Origin of the sequence: Xanthomonas sp. LMG 8993, from assembly GCF_009835065.2 — a bacterium.
GTDB classification, from domain to species: Bacteria; Pseudomonadota; Gammaproteobacteria; order Xanthomonadales; family Xanthomonadaceae; genus Xanthomonas; species Xanthomonas arboricola.
The window spans coordinates 423,193-443,789 of the sequence record NZ_QVIF02000003.1; the positions used below are offsets into that span (position 1 = coordinate 423,193).

Annotated in this window: 16 protein-coding genes; 3 read left to right on the top strand and 13 right to left on the bottom strand. The window is 66.7% G+C overall.

Features of this window, described 5'->3' with window-relative positions; translation table 11 throughout:
• Positions 1 to 7: 7 nt before the first annotated feature.
• A complete protein-coding gene (locus DYQ94_RS08200; protein WP_047124615.1) occupies positions 8 to 1,063 on the bottom strand; it encodes a bifunctional nicotinamide-nucleotide adenylyltransferase/Nudix hydroxylase in 1,056 nt (351 codons plus the stop codon).
• A 163-nt stretch (positions 1,064 to 1,226) separates the two neighbouring features.
• On the opposite strand from DYQ94_RS08200, the gene DYQ94_RS08205 reads away from it, so the two are divergent.
• Positions 1,227 to 2,099 carry an endonuclease/exonuclease/phosphatase family protein gene (locus tag DYQ94_RS08205; protein ID WP_126965108.1) on the top strand — a complete coding sequence of 291 codons (873 nt, stop codon included), beginning with the start codon at positions 1,227 to 1,229 and terminating at the stop codon, positions 2,097 to 2,099.
• 54 nt (positions 2,100 to 2,153) lie between these two features.
• Here DYQ94_RS08205 and DYQ94_RS08210 read toward each other — a convergent pair whose 3' ends face one another.
• Entirely contained in the window at positions 2,154 to 3,038 is an 885-nt protein-coding gene (locus tag DYQ94_RS08210; RefSeq protein ID WP_126965107.1) for a LysR substrate-binding domain-containing protein, read from the bottom strand.
• Positions 3,039 to 3,213: 175 nt separating this feature from the next.
• Here DYQ94_RS08210 and DYQ94_RS08215 point away from each other — a divergent pair, with 175 nt between their 5' ends.
• Positions 3,214 to 3,957: a sulfite exporter TauE/SafE family protein gene (locus tag DYQ94_RS08215; RefSeq protein WP_126965106.1), complete on the top strand. Its 744-nt coding sequence runs from the start codon at positions 3,214 to 3,216 to the stop codon at positions 3,955 to 3,957.
• A 174-nt stretch (positions 3,958 to 4,131) separates the two neighbouring features.
• Here the strand turns inward: DYQ94_RS08215 and DYQ94_RS08220 are convergent, their stop codons facing one another.
• The 5 genes from DYQ94_RS08220 to DYQ94_RS08240 all read right to left on the bottom strand — a co-directional run bounded on the left by DYQ94_RS08220 (position 4,132) and on the right by DYQ94_RS08240 (position 9,780).
• A complete protein-coding gene (locus DYQ94_RS08220; RefSeq protein ID WP_184429024.1) occupies positions 4,132 to 6,291 on the bottom strand; it encodes a carboxy terminal-processing peptidase in 2,160 nt (719 codons plus the stop codon).
• Between the two features lie 384 nt (positions 6,292 to 6,675).
• The gene (gene lipA / locus DYQ94_RS08225; RefSeq protein ID WP_024939683.1) at positions 6,676 to 7,689 is read right to left on the bottom strand and encodes a lipoyl synthase; all 1,014 of its coding nucleotides are present in this window, start codon (positions 7,687 to 7,689) and stop codon (positions 6,676 to 6,678) included.
• A 15-nt stretch (positions 7,690 to 7,704) separates the two neighbouring features.
• Positions 7,705 to 8,403, bottom strand: a complete 699-nt coding sequence (gene lipB, locus DYQ94_RS08230) for a lipoyl(octanoyl) transferase LipB (protein WP_126965104.1) — start codon at positions 8,401 to 8,403, stop codon at positions 7,705 to 7,707.
• The gene (locus DYQ94_RS08235) at positions 8,391 to 8,669 is read right to left on the bottom strand and encodes a YbeD family protein (protein ID WP_016900827.1); all 279 of its coding nucleotides are present in this window, start codon (positions 8,667 to 8,669) and stop codon (positions 8,391 to 8,393) included. The genes lipB and DYQ94_RS08235 overlap by 13 nt, the downstream gene beginning before the upstream one ends.
• A gap of 127 nt (positions 8,670 to 8,796) precedes the next feature.
• Positions 8,797 to 9,780, bottom strand: a complete 984-nt coding sequence (locus DYQ94_RS08240) for a CsgG/HfaB family protein (RefSeq protein WP_024939685.1) — start codon at positions 9,778 to 9,780, stop codon at positions 8,797 to 8,799.
• Between the two features lie 290 nt (positions 9,781 to 10,070).
• Between DYQ94_RS08240 and DYQ94_RS08245 the strand changes: the two genes are divergently transcribed.
• Positions 10,071 to 11,132, top strand: coding sequence for a lipid A deacylase LpxR family protein (locus tag DYQ94_RS08245; protein WP_024939686.1), 1,062 nt, complete (start codon positions 10,071 to 10,073; stop codon positions 11,130 to 11,132).
• 145 nt (positions 11,133 to 11,277) lie between these two features.
• Here DYQ94_RS08245 and DYQ94_RS08250 read toward each other — a convergent pair whose 3' ends face one another.
• The 6 genes from DYQ94_RS08250 to mrdA all read right to left on the bottom strand — a co-directional run bounded on the left by DYQ94_RS08250 (position 11,278) and on the right by mrdA (position 20,597).
• A complete protein-coding gene (locus DYQ94_RS08250; protein ID WP_016900824.1) occupies positions 11,278 to 12,483 on the bottom strand; it encodes a D-alanyl-D-alanine carboxypeptidase family protein in 1,206 nt (401 codons plus the stop codon).
• A gap of 259 nt (positions 12,484 to 12,742) precedes the next feature.
• Positions 12,743 to 14,158, bottom strand: coding sequence for a septal ring lytic transglycosylase RlpA family protein (locus DYQ94_RS08255; protein ID WP_126965103.1), 1,416 nt, complete (start codon positions 14,156 to 14,158; stop codon positions 12,743 to 12,745).
• Positions 14,155 to 15,294, bottom strand: coding sequence for a lytic murein transglycosylase B (gene mltB / locus DYQ94_RS08260; protein ID WP_024940725.1), 1,140 nt, complete (start codon positions 15,292 to 15,294; stop codon positions 14,155 to 14,157). The genes DYQ94_RS08255 and mltB overlap by 4 nt, the downstream gene beginning before the upstream one ends.
• 405 nt (positions 15,295 to 15,699) lie before the next feature.
• Positions 15,700 to 17,100, bottom strand: a complete 1,401-nt coding sequence (locus DYQ94_RS08265; protein ID WP_126965488.1) for a glycoside hydrolase family 28 protein — start codon at positions 17,098 to 17,100, stop codon at positions 15,700 to 15,702.
• Between the two features lie 321 nt (positions 17,101 to 17,421).
• Positions 17,422 to 18,540, bottom strand: coding sequence for a rod shape-determining protein RodA (rodA, locus tag DYQ94_RS08270; RefSeq protein ID WP_054591925.1), 1,119 nt, complete (start codon positions 18,538 to 18,540; stop codon positions 17,422 to 17,424).
• Positions 18,537 to 20,597, bottom strand: coding sequence for a penicillin-binding protein 2 (gene mrdA / locus DYQ94_RS08275; RefSeq protein ID WP_039523408.1), 2,061 nt, complete (start codon positions 20,595 to 20,597; stop codon positions 18,537 to 18,539). Before mrdA ends, rodA begins: the two co-directional genes overlap by 4 nt.

The window sequence follows — 20,597 nt, forward strand, 5'->3', positions numbered from 1 at the left end:
GTCGGCCTCAGCCGCGACCCAGGAAGAATTCGAGGATATGCAGATGATCTTCGTACAGGCGCGGACCCATCGCCATGACTTCGGCAAGCGGAATCCAGCGCGCCTTGTCGGCATCGTCGCCGCCGCGCACCGCGGGCAACTCACCGGCCGGAAATTCGAAATGGAATGCATGGGTGATGGTGCGCCCGCGCAGGCTGCGCTCGGGGTGGTCGAACACCTGGCGCCCGCGCAACGAGCCCTTGAGCACCGGCACCGGCACCTTCAGCCGTGTTTCCTCGCGCAGCTCGCGCAGGCAGCCGTCCAGCAGCCCTTCGTCCTGGCCGACGAAACCGCCCGGCAATGCCCACAAGCCCTTGCCCGGCTCGGCGCGACGACGCACCAGCAGCACGTGGCCCGAATGCACCACCACCGCATCGGTGGTGACGAAGGTCGGCGGATACGGCGCATCCTTCCAGGCGGCGCGATACTGCTCGATGAAACGGTATTCGGCCACCAGCTGCGCATAGCTCGGCGAGTTGCGCCGGAACGCTTCCAGCATGTCGTACACCGGCGCCGGCACATTGCCGCGCAGCATCAGCAACCCACCGTGGAAACCGATCTCGCCGGCCTCGAACAGATAGCGGCGCAACTCGGTGGCCGACAGCGTGGCGGTATGTTGCACATCTTCCAGCGGCCACTGCGGAAACTCGCGCAAGTAGTAGCTGCTGGCGTCCTTGTCCATGCCGATCAGCCCGATGCGCGCATCGGGCGTGCCGCCATCGGCCTGTACGGCCTCGGCGACCTGGCGCTGCACCTCGGCAATCCACAGGCTTTCGTTGTACAGATGGTCGCGCAACGGGCGCAGGATCAGCCGCTGGCTCTCGCCCGGCAACGCGGACTCGATCATCACCGCACGTTCGGCGACGGTCCACGGATTACGAATGGTGCGAGGCGTGTCGGCAGAGCCGATCAACACGATGAGCTTGTTCGCCTTGCCCAGCGCGTGGCGGGCGACGGCGGCGTGGCCGTTGTGAAAGGGCTCGAAACGCCCGATAAACACGAGATAGTCGTACTGCGGTGCCATGAGAATCCCTCACGGTTGAGTAGGCAGCCATCGGTCTATCCGATGGCTTGGTGCAAATGCTACGCCGATGTGCGACGACGTCAAGCGGGCGCGGTATGTCGATGACATTTCGGTCATGCATGCCGATTAGACTCGCCGATCGGTCCTTGAGGAATCCGCCTGCATGTCACGCCTGTCCGTTCGCGCCATCTCACGTTCCCTGTTCGCCGCACTCGCGCTGCTGTGCATCGCCTTGCCTGCGTTGTCTGCACCTGCACCTGCGCCTGCGCCCTTGCGGGTGATGTCGTTCAATGTGCGCGTGCCGGTGGATACCGATGGCGACAAGCGTTGGAGCGTGCGCCGCGCGGCGATGGCGGCATTGGTCGAACAAGTGCACCCGGATGTCTTCGGCACGCAGGAATTGGTGCAGGAGCAGGCGCAATATCTGGCTGCGCAACTGCCTGGTTACCGCTGGTTCGGCAAGGGCCGCCGCGGCGACGACGGCGACGAGCACATGGGCGTGTTCTACGACAGCCGCGCGGTGTCGTTGGTGGAATCGGGCGATTTCTGGCTGTCGGAAACGCCACAGGTCCCCGGCAGCAGCAGCTGGAACACCGACCTGCCGCGCATGGTGACCTGGGCCCTGTTCGAGCGCCGCAGCGACAAGCGCCGCTTCTATCTGCTCAACACGCACTTCGCCCACCGCGACCAGGACGAGGCCGCCCGCGAGCACAGCGCGCGCCTGATCCTGTCGCGCATCGCGGCGCTGCCGGCAAACATTCCGGTGGTGCTGACCGGCGACTTCAACAGCGATCCTGACCAGGGCACCTACCGCGTGCTCACCGCCACGCTTGGCGATGCACGCGCTCGTGTTCCCGAGCCGCAAGGCCCGGAAAAAACCTTCCAGGACTTCACCACGCAACCGACCCGTCGCATCGACTGGATCCTGTTCCGTGGCCTGACACCGACACGTTTTTCCACGCTGGATCAGCGTCCCGGCGGTGTAGTGCCGTCCGACCACTATCCGGTGCTGGCCGAATTCGCCTGGCCGCGTTGAGCGCGCCGGCGACGTGACGCTGTCACGATGCCGGCCGCTCTGACGCTACGCAGCTCAGTCGTGTTGCAGCCAATCCACCAGCGCTTGCAGCATGGTCGACGGCGCAGGCTCGCAACGCAGCACGATCGAAAGTTGCCGCGGTGCCCAGGCTGCATCCAGGGGCACCGTGGCCAGTTGATCGCGCACGCATGAGCGTTGCACTGCGGCGTGCGGGAGAATCGCCACGCCCATGCCTTGTGCGAGCATGCGGCACAACACGTCGATGCCTTGTACCTTTGCACGCATGCGCACCTGCACGCCGGCGCGGTTCATGTGCACGCGCAGATGCCGTTGCAAGGCGCTGTCGCCGGCCAGCCCCAGCATGTCCATTCCCGCGAGCTCGCTCAATTGCAGCGTCGCGGCACCGGCCAGTGGATGCGCTGCAGCCATCACCAGCACCAGTCGATCCTCACGGAACGGCAGCACCTGCAGCCCACTGAGATCGGCATGACCCGCGACCACGGCGATGTCGGCGCGTTCCTCGCGCACCGCATCGGCAGCTTCGTCGCTGCCCTGCTCGGTCAATGCCAGATCCAGCTGCGGATGTGCGATGAGAAAATCCGCCAACCGTTCGGGCAACCATGCCGACAGCGCCGCGGTATTGGCCGCCAGCCGCAGCGTCACCTGGCCACCGCCACCGTAGCCGCCCAGCTCCAGCTGCAGCACCTCGGCCTGCCGCTGCAATTGCCGTGCGTGCCGCAGCAACACGCCGCCGGCCGGAGTCAGACTGACGCCGCGGCGCCCGCGTTCCAGCAGTACGGCGCCCACCTGCAGCTCCAGCGCACGAATCCGCGCACTGGCAGCGGCCAGCGACAACGCCGCGCGTTGTGCACCGGCAGTAATGCTGCCGGTCTCGACCACTGCGATGAACAACCGTAAATCGACAAATTCCAGATGCATGAGCGCTCCACAAGCACGTGCAGTCATCGACATGCGCTCGCCACCGACAGGACAGGCCAGCCAAGCCAGGGGCCTCTGCACGCGCGGCATCCCGCCTTAGCCTTCGGCGCTGCCGAAGCCTGCATCAAACAATCACGCATTGTCTGCCGCGGAACAAGCCCGGATCCTTGGCTGCATGGAGACATTGCACACCCACTGGTATCTGATCGCAGGCGTGTTTTTGCTGGCAGGCTGGGTCAAGGGCGTGGCCGGGATGGGCTTGCCGACCGTTGCGATGGGGCTGCTGGGTCTGTGGCTGACGCCTGCCGAGGCAGCGACCTTACTGGTTCTGCCTTCGCTTGTGACGAACGTGCAGCAAGCCTGGGGACCGGACACGGCGCCCCTGTTGCGACGTCTGTGGCCATTGCTGGCCGCCGTGACGCTGGGCACCTGGCTGAGTGCTGGGGTGCTGACAGGCGCCGACCCTAGCCTGGTCCGCGCCGGGTTGGGCGCACTGCTGGCGCTGTACGCCTTGCTTGGGCTGGCCCGTCGACACTGGACGATGCAGGCACGTCACGAACCGTGGGCAGGGCCACTGGCCGGGCTGGCCACCGGTCTGCTGAGTGGCGCCACCGGCATGTTCGTGCTGCCATCACTGCCCTACCTCACCGCCCTGCAACTACCGCGCGAGCTGTTGATCCGCTCCCTGGGCTGGTGTTTCGGCGTGGCGACGTTGGCGCTTGCCAGTGCACTGGCCTGGCACGGCGCACTACCCCGCGCGGCGATCGCTCCGTCGTTGTGGGCACTGCTACCCACCGCCATCGGCATGTGGCTGGGCGCCTGGGTGCGCAACCGCATTTCTGCCGAGACGTTTCGACGTTTCTTTTTCACCACCTTGCTGGTGCTCGGTCTGCAAGGTGTCTGGCAGGCACTGGCGTAAGTACAACGGGCGTCGCACGACACGCAGGCACGGCAGCCGGCAATCGATCGTCAGTCAAATCCGCTCGCGACGTCGTGCCAGACATGAAAGGGTCGGCCAATAAAAACGCCACCGCGATGCGGTGGCGTTTCTTGTACTTAACGCTGATGTCGTCGCCAGCTGTTCGACGAACGATCAGTCGGCCCAACGTCCCGGCGCGGTCGACTGCGGCAGCACCTGCGCCGACAGCGGCTGGTCCTGCGACAGCAGGCCCAGCGCATCGGCAAGAATGGCGGCCGATTCGTGCAGCAACGGATCCGGGCGCTTTTCTGCGGCCTTCTCACGCGCGGTGTCCTTGACGATATCGCGCTCGTTGCCGGTCAGGCCGTCGTCGCTGTCTTCGGCAAGCGGGTCCAGCGGCAGGCCCAGCTGCTTGCGCACCTGCTGGCGATCCTTGCGCTGCTGATCCTGCTTCTGACGCTCGGCGACGCGCTCGGCTTCATTCAACGAGATGTACTTCTTGGCCTTCTCATCGCGGAACTGCTTGACGTCCTCTTCCCACCACTGGAATTCCTTGTCGGTGGCGATACGCGCGGTGTGCAGGCCCTGCAATTTGGGCAGCAGTGGCGCGAAGTTGCCGTACTGGGTGTGTGGTGCGGCGGCGATGCGCGTCCAGGGCAGCGCGTTGTCGTAGGTGCTCTCGCCGAACTCGGTGGCATCCACGCTGGCCGGGAATGCGATGTCCGGCACCACGCCCTTGTGCTGGGTGCTGGAGCCGCTGACGCGGAAGAACTGCGCGATCGTCAGCTTGACCTGCCCGTAGCGCTGGCCTTCCGCCGCCGGCCAGCGGTCCAGGTCGACGATGTTCTGCACCGTGCCCTTGCCGAAGCTGGTTTCACCGATCACCAGGCCGCGGCCGTAGTCCTGGATGGCACCGGCAAAGATCTCCGAGGCGGATGCCGAGCCGCGGTTGATCAGCACGCCCAGCGGACCATCCCAGGCCACCTTGGGATTGCTGTCGCCATTGACGGTGACCCGGCCGCCGGATTCGCGCACCTGCACCACCGGGCCCTGCTCGATGAACAGGCCGGTGAGCTCGATCGCCTCGTCCAGCGAACCGCCGCCGTTGTTGCGCAGGTCCAGCACCACGCCGTCGACCTTGTCGGTCTTGAAGCCGGCCAGCAGCTTGGCGACGTCGCGCGTTGCCGAGGCATAGTCGGTCGCGTTGCGGCGACGGCCTTCGAAATCCTGATAGAAGCCCGGCAGCTTGATGATGCCGATGCGGCGCTCCGGCTCGCCGCCCTTGGCCGGCAGGGTGATGGTCTCGCCCTTGGCGGCCTGCTCGGCCAGACGCACCTTCTGCCGGGTCAGCGTCACGGTGCGGTGCTTGCCGTCAATGCCCGACTCGGCCGGGATGTATTCCAGGCGCACCTGGGTGTCCTTGCTGCCGCGGATCTTGGCGACCACGTCGTCGATGCGCCAGCCGATCACATCCTCGATCGCGCCGTTCTTGGCCTGGCCCACGCCGACGATGCGATCGCCCGGCTTGAGCGTGCCATCCACCGCCGCCGGACCGCCCGGGATGACCTCGCGGATCACCACCATGTCGTCCTGCTTCTGCAGCTGCGCACCGATACCTTCCAACGACAGCGACATCTGCTGATTGAAGTTTTCGGCCGTGCGCGGCGTGAAGTAGTCGGTATGCGGATCGACTGCGTTGGTGTAGGCGTTGACGAAGAACTGGAACACGTCCTCGGCCTTCAACTCGTTGACCGAATCGGCCAGCGCCGCATAGCGCTTGTCCAGCGTCTTGCGGATGTCTTCGGGCTTCTTGCCGGCCAGCTTCAGGCGCAGCCAGTCGTTCATCACCGACTGGCGCCACAGCACGTCCAGCTGCTTGTCGTCGGCAGCCCACGGCACGTCCTTGCGGTCGTACTCGAACTTGTCGCTGCCGGTGAAATCGAAGTCCTGCTTGAGCAGGTCGCGCGCGTACTTGACGCGCTGGTCGACGCGCTTCTTGTAGACCGAGAACACCTGGAACGCCGGATCCAGCTTGCCCCCGCGCAGCGCGTCGCCCACGCCCGCTTCCAACGGTGCGAAGCCGGTGATGTCGGTCTGGGTAAAGAACTGTTTGCTGCCGTCCAGGGTTTCCAGATAGCGCTTGAACACATCCTTGGTCATGGCCTCGTCCAGCGTGCGCGGACGGTAGGCGTAGCGGCTGTCGGAGAGCAGGCCATAGACCAGCTTGGTCGCTGTGGCCTGATCGGGCGTGGCTGCCGCCGGCAACGCCGTGTCGGCGCGTGCGAGCAATGCCATCGGAGTGGTCAACACCAGCGCCAGCAGGCCGGCCTTCATGGACGCAGAAACGTTGTAGGTCATCGAATGGCTCTCGGCACAGGGCCGACGAAAGAAAGGCGGTGAACGGATCAGACAGCATGACAGTGCCGAAAGTTGCTGGCGTTGTCATCCGCTGGCTGAATCAGCCTAGCGCCGGGCCTGTAGCGGATTGTGAACGCGACCGTACCCTGCAAGCCGAGAGCAGCGGCCGGAGACGACACGACCCCGCGGTGTGCGGGGTCGTGTGGGTCGTTCTAGCTCGAAATCATCGGAGCTACTCGCGGGCGGTCGCGAGCAGTTCGCGCCGACATGCAATCGGCATGCGGCCGGCTGCGGCATCAGATGACGCCAGCACCGGCGGCCGCGCCCGCCTGAGCGTGGGCGCAGGCGTGATCGGCTGGCTTAAGCAGCGACGCCCGCGCCGGCGGCCTGACGATCGGCGTGATACGAGGAGCGCACCATCGGCCCGGAGGCGACGTGGCTGAAGCCCAGCGCATTGCCGTAGTCCTCCAGCGCCTTGTATTCCTCCGGCGTCCAGTAGCGCATCACCGGATGGTGATGCGGCGTCGGCTGCAGATACTGGCCGATGGTGATCATGTCCACATCGTGCGCGCGCAGGTCGCGCAACGTGGCCTGCACCTGCTCCATCGTCTCGCCCAGGCCGAGCATGATGCCGGACTTGGTGGCGATGGACGGATGCTGCGCCTTGAAACGCTGCAGCAGGGTCAGCGACCACTGGTAGTCAGCACCCGGACGCACGTTCGGGTACAGGTCCGGCACGGTTTCTATGTTGTGGTTGAACACGTCCGGCGGGCTGAGCGCCAGGATCTCCAGCGCGCGGTCCATGCGGCCCTTGCCGCGGAAGTCCGGGGTCAGGATCTCGATGCGGGTCTTGGGTGAGCTGACCCGGATGGCCGAAATGCAGTCGACGAAATGCTGGGCACCGCCGTCGCGCAGGTCGTCGCGATCCACGCTGGTCACCACCACATACTTCAGGCCCATGTCGGCCACGGTGGTGGCCAGGCTGGCCGGCTCGTTTGCATCCGGCGGCTTGGGCCGGCCATGCGCCACATCGCAGAACGAGCAGCGCCGCGTGCAGACCTCGCCCAGGATCATGAAGGTGGCGGTGCCGTGGCTGAAGCACTCGTGGATGTTCGGGCAGCTGGCTTCCTCGCAGACCGTGACCAGGCGGTTTTCGCGCAGCTTGGCCTTGAGGTTCTGCACTGCATTGCCGGACGGAATCCGCACCCGGATCCACGACGGCTTGCGCAACACCGGCGCATCGACGAACTGCACCGGCGAGCGGTTGATCTTGTCGCCACCGATCTGCTTGACGCCGGTCTGCAGCGGCGCAGGTGCGGCGGTGTCGCCGGAGACGACCTGCAAGGGGATGGAACGGGCGATAGGCTGGGTCATGGCAGTAACGGGCGCTCAGGCCGGAAGCGAAAGGTCGGGCAACGCGGAGACAGGCTGCAAGACGAGACCGAACTGGCGCGCCAGCTGATCGAGCAGCACCGCCTTGACGGCGTCCATCCCGGAGGGGCCGCCCAAGTCTAGCACCGAGGTCACCTGCAGGCCCTGATAGCCACAGGGGTTGATGCGGTGGAACGGCTCCAGGTCCATCGCCACGTTGAACGACAGGCCGTGGAAGGTGCAGCCGCGCCGCACCCGGATCCCGAGCGCGGCGATCTTGGCGCCGCCCACGTACACGCCCGGCGCGCCCTCGCGGCGCTCGGCGACGATATTCCATTCGTCCAGCGTGTCGATCAGCGCCTGCTCGATCTTGCACACGTAATCGCGCACGCCGATCTTGAGCCGACGCAGGTCCAGCAGCGGATACACCACCAGCTGGCCGGGGCCGTGATAGGTGACCTGGCCACCGCGATCGACCTGCAGCACCGGAATCTCGCCCGGCGCCAGCACATGCTCGGGCTTGCCGGCCTGGCCCAGCGTAAACACCGGCGCATGCTCGACCACCCACACTTCGTCGGCCGTGGCCTCATCACGCGCATCGGTGAAACGCTGCATCGCACGCCAAACTGGCGCGTACGCCTGTCGGCCGAGATCGCGCAACTGCGCCGGCAGGACGGGGACAGGGCTTTCCGCAGCCTGGATCGCTACAGCGTCCACTTCACTTCCGGGTGGTCGCGCAGCGCCTGGTGCGCAGCGTCGAACTGCTCGCGGCTCTCGGCACGGAAGCCGATCTTGACCGAGACATATTTGCCGCTGGACGAATGCTTCCAGCTGATGCTTTCCTCCAGCAGCTCCACACCGGTGGCGGCGAGCAGGCGCGGAAGTTCGCTTTCCAGCCCGCGCTCGGCCGCGCCCATTGCGCTGAGCTCGAAGGTACCGGGAAACTGGAAGCCGTGATCGGGGTTGTCGGTGCTGATTTCCATCCGCCCATTATCGGGACGATGGTGGACAAACCCAAGCCCGCCGCGCGCGGGACAACACAACGGGGCCGCAGGGGCCCCGTTGTTTCACGCCGTACGCGTCATGCCCAGCGTGGGTCTGGCCAACTGCTTACTTGGACAGTTCCAGCATGGCCGACGACACCCAGCCGCGGTTGCCCATTTCGTCTTCGACTTCCCACATGACGCCTTCCTTGGTGCCAGTCGGGTACAGCATCATGCCCGGCTCCAGCGTACGCACGGCCGCGCCAGTGCCCTTGGCATTGCCCAACAGACGCCCCGCGCGGGTCACGGTCACAGCCTGCTGCACATTGGATGCAGCCGCATTGCCGGACAGACCGCCGAGCTGGGTGACGACGTCGGTGTAAGCCTGCAGATAGGCCAGGGTAATCACCTGTCCGATCTCGGTATTGGCATAACCGCCGGCACCGGCGGCGCCGTAGTCGCCGCCGCTGAAGACGTTGCCACGCGCGCCCCAGCCCAGGTCGGTCTTCTTGGCGTTGCCTTCGGCCATGGCGACCTGTTCGGAGGAACGCACATCGGTGATGGTCAGCACCACGTCGGCGGTCTTCTTGTTGAGGTTCAGGCCACCGACCAGGTTGCCGGCATTGCCGCCCATCAGGCCGCCCAGCATGCCGGCAATGGCGCTGCCGCCGGCATTGTGGTTCTGCGAAATGAGGTCCGGCGTCATCACATAGTCGGCTGCGCGGATCTGGCCCTTGCCGACGTTGGAGCGGGCGCGCAGGTCGCCGTTTGCCGCCATGTCGCGCTCGCGCTGCGATGCCGCCATGCCCGCGCCACGGTCTACCAGGGTGAAGCAGCGCGAACGGTTGACGAATACCTTGATCAGCTTGGACGGCGCCGGCAACTGCTGACCCGACCACCAGTTGACTGCATCCTCCGGCTCGAGCACCGACAGGCTGCCCAGCGGTTTGGCGCACACCGGGATCTGCGCGACGGCCTCCTTGCGCTGATCCTGTGCAGACCCCTTGAAGGCATCCTTCAGTCCGGCCGAGGCCGGCGCGCTGACACTGACCAGTGCAACACCCAACACGCTGGACAACAGCGCTGCGCTCACAGAAATCGTCTTGCTCATATTTGTTCCCCTGACACCTGCGCTGCCGTCGGCAAACGCGATCCGTTGGTGATGAAACGGCCTGAGAAAGGCCGCCGTTCCTTGGGGCTAGTTCCCCCGGAGGCGGATCATATGCGATTCGCGCGGGCTTTTCATGGCCGCCGTACCGCAAATGGAACGGACTGGTGTTCCAGGCTCTGCCGCTGCATCCGGGCGGCTCGGGCATGATCCCGGAGCACATTCACGCGGCGCAGCAGCGGCCGCAGGCACCTTTGCTGAACATCGCCCCTCCTTACCTTTCCAGGCCCTCCATGCTTCGACCGCGCGCCTTGTCCGCTGCCCTGCTGCTCTCTCTTTCCGCACTGTCGATGCCGGCCGTGGCTGCCGACCAGTGCGATTCCAGCAGAATGAGCCGGACGCCGCCGGCGGTGAACTTCCGGGTCGACAACGACCTGTTCGGCGGAGAGGATCAGGACCAGGGCTATTCCAACGGCGCGGTGCTGACGCTGGTGTCGCCCAACCTGGTCGACTACACCGACGACCCCTGCCTGCCGCGCACCGCGCGCTGGGTCAACGGCTATCTGGAGCGTCTGCATCCGGGCGAGTTCGACCAGCAGAACATGGTGTTCTCGATCGGCCAGGCGATTTTCACTCCCACCGATCCCACCCGCCGCGATGTGATCCCGGACGATCGCCCGTATGCGGGCATCCTGCTGGCGAGCTTCGGCTACAACGCGCGCAACGATGCGCATCTGCGCACCACCCAGCTGCAGGTCGGCGTAGTCGGCCCGTGGGCATTTGCGCAGGAAGCGCAGGATGCGATCCACGATGTCCTGGGCGACGAAAAATTCCAGGGCTGGGACAACCAGCTGCACAACGAGCCGCTGATCAACTTGGTGCACGAGCGCATGCGCCGCTGGCCGGGCGATGCGGCAGTCAATGCGGACGGCTTCGGCTGGGATTTCATCTCGCATTGGGGCGGCGCGGTCGGCAACATGGCCACGCATCTGAATGCCGGTGGCGAGGTGCGCTTCGGCTGGAAGCTGCCGGACGACTTCGGCAGCACCCCGACCCGCCCGGCCGGCGAGAACACCGCCCCCAGCCGGCTCGGACGCGCCAGCGGCTGGTCGGGCCATCTGTTCCTGACCACCGATGCGCGCTGGGTGCTGCGCGACATCACCCTGGACGGCAACACCTTCCGCAACAGCCACAGCGTAGACAAGCGCCCGTTCGTGGGCGACGTCGGCTACGGCCTGGCGGTGATGTACGGCCGCTGGAAGTTCGCCATCGCCCGCTACCACCGCACCCGCGAATTCGACACCCAGCGCGAAACGCCGGTGTATGGCAGTTTCACGATCAGTCGGATGCTTTGAGGGCTGGGATTGGGGAGTCGGGATTGGGGATTCGCAACAGCGGGCTGCTGATGCTTCGCTGCTGCTCTCGCCTTTGCCAATCCCGAATCTCCAATTCCCAATCCCCGCAAAGAAAAAGCCGGCTTTCGCCGGCTTTTTCTTTGGATCACTCCGATTCCCACCACATCCAGAACGCATCCCAGAGGCGCTTGAAGAAGCCGCCCTCCTCGACTGCGTTGATGGCGACCAGCGGGGCCTGGGCGATGATCTTGCCGTCCAGGCTGACCTTGACGGTGCCGATCTGCTGGCCCTGCTTGATCGGGGCCTGCAGGTTCTTGGCCACTTCCATGCTGGGCTTGAGGTCGTTGTAGCGGCCGCGCTGCAGGCTGACCAGCAATGGCTGGGCCACGCCGAGCTGCACTTCGTCCTGCTGGCCCTTCCAGACCTTCTGCTTGGTCACGACCTTGCCAGGCGCGTACAGGCTGTGGGTTTCGAAGAAGCGGAAGCCCCAGTTGAGCAGGGCCAGGCTGTCGTCGGCGCGCTGGCGCTCGGACGAATCGCCCATCACCACCGCCACCAGGCGCTGGTCGCCGCGCTTGGCCGAGCTCAGCAGGCAGTAGCCGGCCTCGGAGGTGTGGCCGGTCTTGATGCCGTCCACCGCCGGGTCGCGCCACAACAGCAGGTTGCGGTTGTTCTGCTTGATGCTGCCGACCTGGAATTCCTTGATCTTGTTGTAGGCATAGGTCTCCGGGTAATCGCGCACCATCGCGCGGCCCAGCATCGCCAGGTCGTAGGCGGTGGAATGGTGACCTTCGGCGCTGAGGCCGTGCGCGTTGACGAAGTAGGAGTCCTTCATGCCGATCTTGGCGGCGTAGCTGTTCATCAGCGAGGCGAAGGCTTCTTCGCTGCCGGCCACATGCTCGGCCAGTGCGATCGCGGCATCGTTGCCGGACTGGATCGCCATGCCCTTTTCCATGTCTTCCAGACGCGCGGTCTGGTTGACCGGGAAGCCGCTGTAGCTGCCGTCGGTGCCGGCACCGCCCTCGCGCCAGGCGCGCTCGCTCATCATGACCTGGTCGTCGCGCTTGACCTTGCCATTCTTGATTTCGGCAGCGACCACGTAGGACGTCATCACCTTGGTGATGCTGGCCGGCGCCAGCTGCTGGTGGATGTTTTCACCGGCCAGCACCTGCCCGGTGGCGTAATCCATCAGGATCCAGGACTTGGACACCGCCGGCGCGGGTGCGGGCGGAACCGGGACGGCGGCCGGCGCAGCGGCAACGGCAGGCGTCGGCTGCGGCGCAGGGGTCTGCGCGCAGACCAGGCCAAAGGCAAACGTGGCCACCGCAGCGGCGGCGAAGCGGAATTTCATTGAAGAACGACTCCTGACGGGCCCGAAGGCTGGGTAATGCGAAATTGTAAGGCGCCACGGCGATCAGGGCGACGCACGCGATGCTGCGCGCGCCTGCGCAGTTCAGCGATGGGGGCAGACGACGCGCCGAACGTGGCTGACGCACTGGGCGATCGAGCAAGCTGCATGGGGCGCGTCGTGATCGCGGCTGCCCGACACTACCTGTCGATAGCGGGCGCCGGCCTACCCACCGACGCCTTGGCTGCCGGATCGATCGTGGCTAGTTGGCGACGATCTGCGGGCGCCCGAAGCCCAGGCCGGCGATGCGCTGCGCGATTTCCGAGGCATTGGCGTGATCGCGCGCATTGACGCGCAGCCGCCACAAGGTGCGACCGCCGCTGACGATGTCGCTGACGCTGGCACCGGCGATCCCGGCCGAGGCAAGCTGCGACAGCGCGCGGTTGGCGTTTTCGCGGCTGGCGAAACTGGCCACCTGCAACAGAATGTCGCCCAGTGCCGCCTCGGCCACGCTCGGCGCCTTGACCGGTACCGGTTCGCTCCTGAGCGGACGTGCCGGCGCGCTGTCGGCAGGCTTGATTGCCGCCACCGCGACCGGGGCGGCTGGCGCGACCGCCACCGGGACAGCCGAGGCAGGCCGCGGCGCGGCGGCAGCCGGCTTGCCGGTGGCCACGCGCACGCCCTGCGACTTCATCCAGGCATCGAAGTTGTCGGCGTTGCCGGGCTGGCGCGAATCGGCCACGCGGTAGCGCCAACGCTCGCCCGCGGGAACCGCAGCAGCCCCTGCACTGCCTGCCGCTGCGGCGGCCACCGGAGCGGCGGCACTGGCGGCCACTGCGCGCGGGGCGGCGGCCGGCACGGTGCGGGTGGGCAGGCGCTGCACCAACCCATCGATCTGGCTGGCGCTGGCGGCCGGCCGTGCGGCGGCCACCGCAGTGCTGACCGGCGCGCGGCCGCTGCGGCGCTTGGCCAGCAGATTGCCGTTGTCGGCTTCGGTCAGACCGCGTACCTCGACGTTGCCGGTGCCCTTGCCGGTGATGCCCAGCTTGACCGCTGCGGCGTAGCTCAGATCGATCACGCGGCCATCGTGGAACGGGCCGCGGTCGTTGACGCGCACCACCACCGAGTCGCCGGTGTCGGTGTTGGTCACCAGGGCGAAGCTGGGCAACGGCAAGGTCTTGTGGGCGGCAGTGAAGGCGTACATGTCGTAGACCTCCTTGTTGGAGGTCAGCCGGCCGTGGAATTTGCTGCCGTAATACGAGGCGGTCCCGCGTTCGACATAGTCGCCGGGGTTGTCCATCACCACGTAGCGTTTGCCCAGCACCTCATACGGCGAGCGGTTGCCCACCGCCGAGCGCGGCTCGTTGGTGACCAGCGGTTCGGGGATGCAGGCCACGTTGGGCACGTGGTCCGGCGTGGTGTCCTTGACGCCGGGCTTGTACAGGCCGCCGGCGGTGTAGTCGCCGCGCGTGGACGGGTCTTCCTTGGCGGGTGCGTAGGGCGAGGTCGAGGGGCAACCGGTGGCCACATACGCCGGCCCCTTGCCGTCGACCTTGACGCCCTTGATCGCGCCGCTGCCGCCGGTGCCGGCGCTTTTCTTCGGTGCACTGCTACAGGCCGCCAGGCCGAGCATCAGCGCCATCGGGATCAGCCACTTGGGGCCTGTCGTGCTGTTCATGCCGGGGGTAACTCCTTGCCGGCGATGGCCTCGGACAGCTGGAACACGGCCATCGCGTACATCTTGGAAATGTTGTAACGGGTGATCGCGTAGAAATTCTGGAAGCCCAGCCAGTACTGCTTGCCGTTGGCATCGTCCAGGGTGATCGGGGTGGCGGTGCTGCCAGCCACCACCGGCGCATTCGGGTGATAGCCGCGCGCAGACAGGTCGGCCAGCGTGTACACCGGCGACCAGTCGGTGGGATTGAATTCCTCGTGGCCGGCGGCCAGCGTGGCCGGCACCGCGACCTGGCCACCGCGCACCCAACCGCCCTTCTTGACGAAGTAGTTGGCGACCGAGGCGAACACGTCGTTGTGGTCGGTGAACAGGTTGCGCTTGCCGTCGGCATCGCCGTCGACGGCGAACTGGCGGTAGCTGGACGGCATGAACTGGCCCATGCCCATCGCGCCGGCATAGCTGCCGATCAGCGTGGTGACATCGAGCTGCTCTTCCTTGCCAAGCGCGAACAGCTGGCCGAGTTCATCGCGGAAGAACAGCTCGCGGCGCACTTCGCGTTCGAGCTTGGCCGGGTCGCCGCTGCGCGGGTAGCGAAACGCCAGCGTGTACAGCGCGTCCAGCACGCGGTACTTGCCGGCATTGCTGCCGTAACTGGTCTCCACCCCGATGATGGCCACGATCACCTGCGCCGGCACGCCGGTGGCCGCTTCGACCTTGCTGAGCTCGGCACGATGCTCGGCCAGGAACTTGCGGCCGCCATCGATCCGCGCCTGGGTGATGAACATCGGGCGGTATTCGTTCCACGGTTTGACCCGCTCGGCCGGGCGCGACATCGCGGTGACGATGGCGTCCTTGAATTGCGCCTGCGCCAGCACTGCTTCGATCTGTGCGGCGTCGATGCCGTACTTGGCGGCGGTGTCGCGCACGAAGTTGGCGCGGGCGATCTCGAACGGCACCGGGGTCAGGTCCACCGGCGGCAGCGCGGGCGCTTCGGCGGCGGCACTGACGGGCGCGACCGGGGCGCTCGGCGGCTTGGCCGGGGGCGCGCTGGCGGCCGGCGGCGGGGTCGGAGGGCTGGGCTGAGTCGCGCAGGCGACAAGGCCGAGGGTGAGCAGGCAGGTCAGAGTGCGTCGAATCATCGGCCGAGGGTAACAGAGAACAGATGAACTTCTGGCAATAAGACCATGAAAGGAAAGAGCTTTAACTTGCCGCTCTGGGCGGCGGGGATTTGGGAGGGGGGATTGGGGATTGGTTTGGGCGCTGCGCGGGAATGGGGAATGGGGAATGGGGAATGGGGAATGGGGAATGGGGATTCGGGATTCGGGATTCGGGATTCGGGATTCGGGAATTGTGGGGTGCGGGGTGCTCGTGTGCCGACTGGGGTTGTCTGGTGGACCGGGCCAGGCGCTGGCGAGGCTTTGCGTTTTTGCGGCATGCCGTGGGCCTGCTTCTGGCCTCTTCATCTGACCGCATGAGTGGCAGGTTTTGCTTCCTTTGATGTCACTCCGGCCGTCAGGCGCGGCCGGGTGGCCGCGCCTGGTCGATCACAGGGCCGGGAAGCGTGGCGCAGTCGAGCAGGTGGGTACGCTGCCGCCAAGTTGCACGCTGGACGTGGTGACGTTGCTGCCGGTCGGGGTGAGCGCGCTGTTGCTCAGCCCGATCTGCGCATCGCTGGCGGAGACCGCGGTATTGCCGGTGGCCACATTGGCCAGCGTCAGGTCCAGCGGCGTCTGCGCGTCGAATCCTTTCAGGATCCAGCCCTTGCCCTTGAGGCCGACATCGCCGGTGGTACGCAGGCCGTTGACGACGACCCCGGCGAAGCTGGGCTTGGTGCCGCTGCCGCCCACCGAATAGAACGGGTTGATCACCAGCGGGCTGGTCACCCCGTATAGGCAGGTATTGCGATAGGTGACCAGGCTGACTGGGCCGCCCTTGGCGAGGCTGGTCTTGATGCGCAGCCCGGCGTTGTCGGTACTGCGGTTGCCGGCATCGTCGGTGGCGGTGATGGCGTTGTTGTCGACCAGCACGTTGTTGACCCCGGACATCACCTCGCTGCCGATCGAGATGCCGTGGGTGCCGTAGCAGCGGTTGTCGCGCACGCTGATGTTGCCGGACCTGGACGCAATGGTCTTGATCGCCACGCAGTCGTCGCCGCCCATTACATCGTTGTCGACCAGGCTGGCGTTGACCACGCTGTCCAGGTCCAGGCCATCGGTATTGGGGCTGGTCGCCGGCGACTTCACCCGCACGCCCCAGATGGTCAGGCCATCGACGATATGCGCGAAGAAATGGAAGTACGCCGCATTGATCAGATTGATGTTGTAGAGGGTGAACGTGTTGGAGTTCTGCACCTTGATCAGGTCCGGGCTGTTCTGCACCTGGCCGGCAGCCTTGGCGTTTTCGCCGAACTCCCACCAGGTGGTGCTCTTGCCGAGCATGGGCAGATCGCCGCGCCCGTCGATCGTGCCCTGACGCCCGCCGGTGCGTACGCCCATCACGCCCGACCTGGTGCCCTTGACGCTGATCAGCGGCAGGCAGCCGCCGCTCTTGGCGCCTGCGACACCGCAACCGCTGCCGTAGTCGGCCGGATTGCGCGAGCCGTACAGGGTCACGCCCTGATCGACGACCAGGGTGACGCCGGTGGGAATGGTCAGCGGGCCGCTGAGAAACGCGTTGCCGGTACCGGCCTTGAGCAGCACGCTGCCGTTCTTGCCGGTGCAGGCAGTCAGCGCGGCCTGGATGGCTTTGGTGTCGGGCGGCGCGCTTTCCAGCGCGGCGTCGAACAGCCGCCCGCTTGGCGTGTGGCTGGCGCTCACCGGCTGGCAGGTGGCGGGAATCGCCGGCTCGGAGACCGCGCGCGTATCGCCGGTGGCAAGGTTGATGGCGCCGGCGTGTGCGGCGAACGTAAGACAGACACCGCCGATCGCGGCGGTTGGCAGTTTCATGGAAGAGCTCACCTGGAAGAGGAATGGCGCGTACCTGCAGCTGCAACGCGACCCGGCCGCGCGCAGGACGGCGGCGCATCGGACTCTACGGAGCAACGCGCCCATTCACAGAAGGCGAGCGAACCCGATACCGCATGCGCGAAGCGGCCCCGTGCCGGGAGGTCGTCATTGCAACGCAGCGCGCAGAACCGCGCGCGCCTTGCGCAGCGTCAGCTGCGTGTCATGCCCCTGTCGCCAGCGGCGTAGTGCGCCTGGCCAGGTGTGATTGGTTCTTTCGACACGGGTGAGTGCCTGTCAGCGTCGGCTGCAGAACGCGCCGGCTCAGTAGCCGTGCACCGGGCGGTGCGCCTTGACCGCCATCACCAGGCCCAGCCCGGCCAGCAGCGACACCGCCGAGGTACCGCCGTAACTCATCAGCGGCATCGGCACGCCCACCACCGGCAGCAGCCCGGAAATCATGCCGCCATTGACCAGCACGTAAACGAAGAAGGCCAGGCCGGTGGCACCGGCGACCAGGCGCGAATAGGTGTCGCGCGCCTGCGCGGCGATCCACAGGCAGCGCGCGATCACGATCAGGTACAGGCTGAGCACGGTCGCCACGCCGATCCAACCGAACTCCTCGCTGAGCACCGAGAACGCAAAGTCGGTGGTCTGTTCGGGAATGAAGTTCAGATGCGACTGCGAGCCCAACCCCCAGCCCTTGCCGTCGAAACCGCCCGAGCCAATCGCGATCTTGGACTGGATGATGTTCCAGCCGGCGCCCAGCGCATCGTTTTCCGGGTTGAGGAACATCATGATGCGGTCCTTCTGGTACGGCCGCAGCAGCCAGAACCAGGCCACCGGCGCGGCCGCCGAGACGCCGCCCACGCCCACCGCCACCCACCACCACGGCAGGCCGGCCAGCAGCAGCACGAACACACCGCTGGCGGCGATCAGCACGCCGGTGCCGAAGTCCGGCTGCAGCATGATCAGCGCGGTCGGCACGCCGATGATCACGCCGGTCACCAGCACGGTGGAGATGCGCGGCGGCAACGGCATGCGGTGCAGATACCAGGCGGCCATCATCGGCAGGCTGATCTTGAGCAGTTCGGCCGGCTGCAGGTAGAACAGTTTCAGGTCTAGCCACTGGCGTCCGTACTTGCCGGTGCCCAGCGCGAACACCGCCAGCAGCGGCAGCATCGACAGGCCGTATACCCACGGCGTCCAGGCGCGCAGGCGTAGCACCGACATGCGCGAAATGCCCCACATCGCAGCCAGGCCGATGACGAAGCGCACGGCTTGCGCCATCACCAGATGATCGCCGTTGGCTGCGCCGCCCGCGCTCTTGAGCACCGACAGGCCGATCACCATCAGCGCACCCAGCGCCAGGCACAGCACCCAGTCCAGGCTGCGCGTGAAACGCGCAACCATGTCCACCAGCCAGCGCAGGATGTCACTCAATGGTCGGTCTCCTGGACCGCATCGGGCACATCCGGCACCACGGGCTGCGCCGGCGTGTTGGGGTCCAACGCCACCGCAGTCTGGCCGATCACCACCGGCAGCTCGTCCAGCGTGGCCGCGGCCGCATCGCCGGCTTGGCGCGCATCGGTGGCGCCGGCTTCGAACTGGTTGACGCCCACCGCAGTCATGCCAAGCTCGCTGTCCAGCGGCTCCAGGCCGGCGGGCAGCTTGCCGAGCAACCAGGCGTCGAAGATCTTGCGTGCGATCGGCGCTGCCGAGCTGGTACCGAAACCACCGCCCTCCACCGCCACCGCCACTGCGATGACCGGGTTGTCGGCCGGCGCGAAGCCGACGAACAGGCCACGGTGGCGCAGGTGCAGCGGCAGGCTGCGCGGGTCCACCGCGGCCACGCCCTTGCGGCTGACCACCTGCGCGGTGCCGGTCTTGCCGGCCATCTGATACGGCGCGCCCGGCGTGATCGCATAGCCGGTGCCGCCCGGGCGCATGGTGTCCATCATGCCCTCGCGCACCACCTGCAGGTGCGCCGCGCTCGGGCTGATCGGCTTGCCCGGCGGCTGGATCATCGGCTGCCAGGGGTGATCGAAGCCGGTGCGCTGCTCCAGCACCAGGTGCGGGCGCAGCAGCAGCCCGCTGGCGATCGCCGACACCCCGCGCACCAGTTGCAGCGGGGTCACCTTCCAGTCGCCCTGGCCGATGGCGATGTTGACGGTGTCGCCGGGATACCAGCGCTCCTTGCGGGTTTTGTACTTGTAGGCCGGCGACGGCAGGATGCCGCCGATCTCGCCGAGCAGGTCCACCCCGGTCGGCTGGCCGAAGCCGTACTCGCCCAGGTAGTGGTCGAAGCGCTCGATGCCCATGTCCACCGCCAGCCGGTAGTAATAGGTATTGACCGACTGGGCGATGGACTTGCGCAGATCGGTCCAGCCATGGCCGCCGCGGTGCGAGTCGCCCCAGCCACGGCTGACCCCGGGCAGGTAGAACATGCCGGTGGACAGGACCCGGTCTTCCGGCCGGCGCAGGCCGCTGTCCAGGCCGGCCAGCGCGATCAGCGGCTTGAGCGTGGAGCCCGGCGCCACGCCGCCCAGCACCAGCCGGTTGAACTGCGGCCGCGACGGGTTGTCGTTGAGCATCTTGAAGTCGGTATGCGAGATGCCGTTGACGAACAGGTTGGGGTCGTAGCTGGGCAGGCTGACCATGCCCAGGATCTCGCCGGTGCGCGGGTCCATCGCGATCGCCGCGCCCTCGTGCTCGCCGAACGCGGCCACCATCGCGCGCTGCAGGTCGGCATCCACCGACAGCCGCAGGTCCGCGCCCGACTGCGGCGCGACCCGGCCGACGGTGCGGATCGCCCGCCCCTGCACGTTGGTTTCGACCTGCTCGTAACCGACCTGGCCGCGCAGGTCCTGCTCGTAGTAGCGCTCCAGCCCGGACTTGCCCATGTGGGTGAGCGCGGCATTGCCCTCGCCCAGCACCGCCAGGTCCTTCTCGTCGATACGGCCGACGTAGCCAATGATGTGCGCGAACAGCGGCCCGTACGGGTAGCGCCGGGTCAGGTAGGGCTCCAGCTCCACGCCGGGGAAGCGCCAGCGCTCCACCGCAAAGCGCGCCATTTCCTCATCGCTCATGCGCAGCTTGAGGGTGACCGGCAGGAAGCTGCGGCGCGCGCGCCGCTCGCGGTTGAAGCGCTCCAGATCCTCCGGCGCGATCGGGATCACCTTGCCCAGCGCGGCCAGCATGGCGTCCATGTCGGCGACCTTGTCCGGGGTCACGTCCAGGCGGAAGGCCGGCACGTTCTCGGCCAGCAGCCGGCCGGTGCGGTCGTAGATCATGCCGCGCCCGGGCACCACCGGCTTGGGCTTGATGCGGTTGGCTTCTGAGCGCGTGGCATAGACCTCGTGGTCGAGCACCTGCAGCTTGAAATACCAGCCGCCCAGCCCGACCAGGCAGATCACCACCATCACAAAGCCCAGCACCGCGCGCCGGCGGAACTGCTCGGCCTCCGCATGCGGGTTCTTGGGATGACGGCGCCCGTGCAT

What these genes read in the sequence shown, in the direction of transcription:
- DYQ94_RS08200 (WP_047124615.1), bottom strand. Translation starts at nt 1,063, where the DNA reads ATGGCACCGCAGTACGACTATCTCGTGTTTATCGGGCGTTTCGAGCCC.
- DYQ94_RS08205 (WP_126965108.1), top strand. Translation starts at nt 1,227, where the DNA reads ATGTCACGCCTGTCCGTTCGCGCCATCTCACGTTCCCTGTTCGCCGCA.
- DYQ94_RS08210 (WP_126965107.1), bottom strand. Translation starts at nt 3,038, where the DNA reads ATGCATCTGGAATTTGTCGATTTACGGTTGTTCATCGCAGTGGTCGAG.
- DYQ94_RS08215 (WP_126965106.1), top strand. Translation starts at nt 3,214, where the DNA reads ATGGAGACATTGCACACCCACTGGTATCTGATCGCAGGCGTGTTTTTG.
- DYQ94_RS08220 (WP_184429024.1), bottom strand. Translation starts at nt 6,291, where the DNA reads ATGAAGGCCGGCCTGCTGGCGCTGGTGTTGACCACTCCGATGGCATTG.
- lipA (WP_024939683.1), bottom strand. Translation starts at nt 7,689, where the DNA reads ATGACCCAGCCTATCGCCCGTTCCATCCCCTTGCAGGTCGTCTCCGGC.
- DYQ94_RS08235 (WP_016900827.1), bottom strand. Translation starts at nt 8,669, where the DNA reads ATGGAAATCAGCACCGACAACCCCGATCACGGCTTCCAGTTTCCCGGT.
- DYQ94_RS08240 (WP_024939685.1), bottom strand. Translation starts at nt 9,780, where the DNA reads ATGAGCAAGACGATTTCTGTGAGCGCAGCGCTGTTGTCCAGCGTGTTG.
- DYQ94_RS08245 (WP_024939686.1), top strand. Translation starts at nt 10,071, where the DNA reads ATGCTTCGACCGCGCGCCTTGTCCGCTGCCCTGCTGCTCTCTCTTTCC.
- DYQ94_RS08250 (WP_016900824.1), bottom strand. Translation starts at nt 12,483, where the DNA reads ATGAAATTCCGCTTCGCCGCCGCTGCGGTGGCCACGTTTGCCTTTGGC.
- DYQ94_RS08255 (WP_126965103.1), bottom strand. Translation starts at nt 14,158, where the DNA reads ATGAACAGCACGACAGGCCCCAAGTGGCTGATCCCGATGGCGCTGATG.
- mltB (WP_024940725.1), bottom strand. Translation starts at nt 15,294, where the DNA reads ATGATTCGACGCACTCTGACCTGCCTGCTCACCCTCGGCCTTGTCGCC.
- DYQ94_RS08265 (WP_126965488.1), bottom strand. Translation starts at nt 17,100, where the DNA reads ATGAAACTGCCAACCGCCGCGATCGGCGGTGTCTGTCTTACGTTCGCC.
- mrdA (WP_039523408.1), bottom strand. Translation starts at nt 20,597, where the DNA reads ATGCACGGGCGCCGTCATCCCAAGAACCCGCATGCGGAGGCCGAGCAG.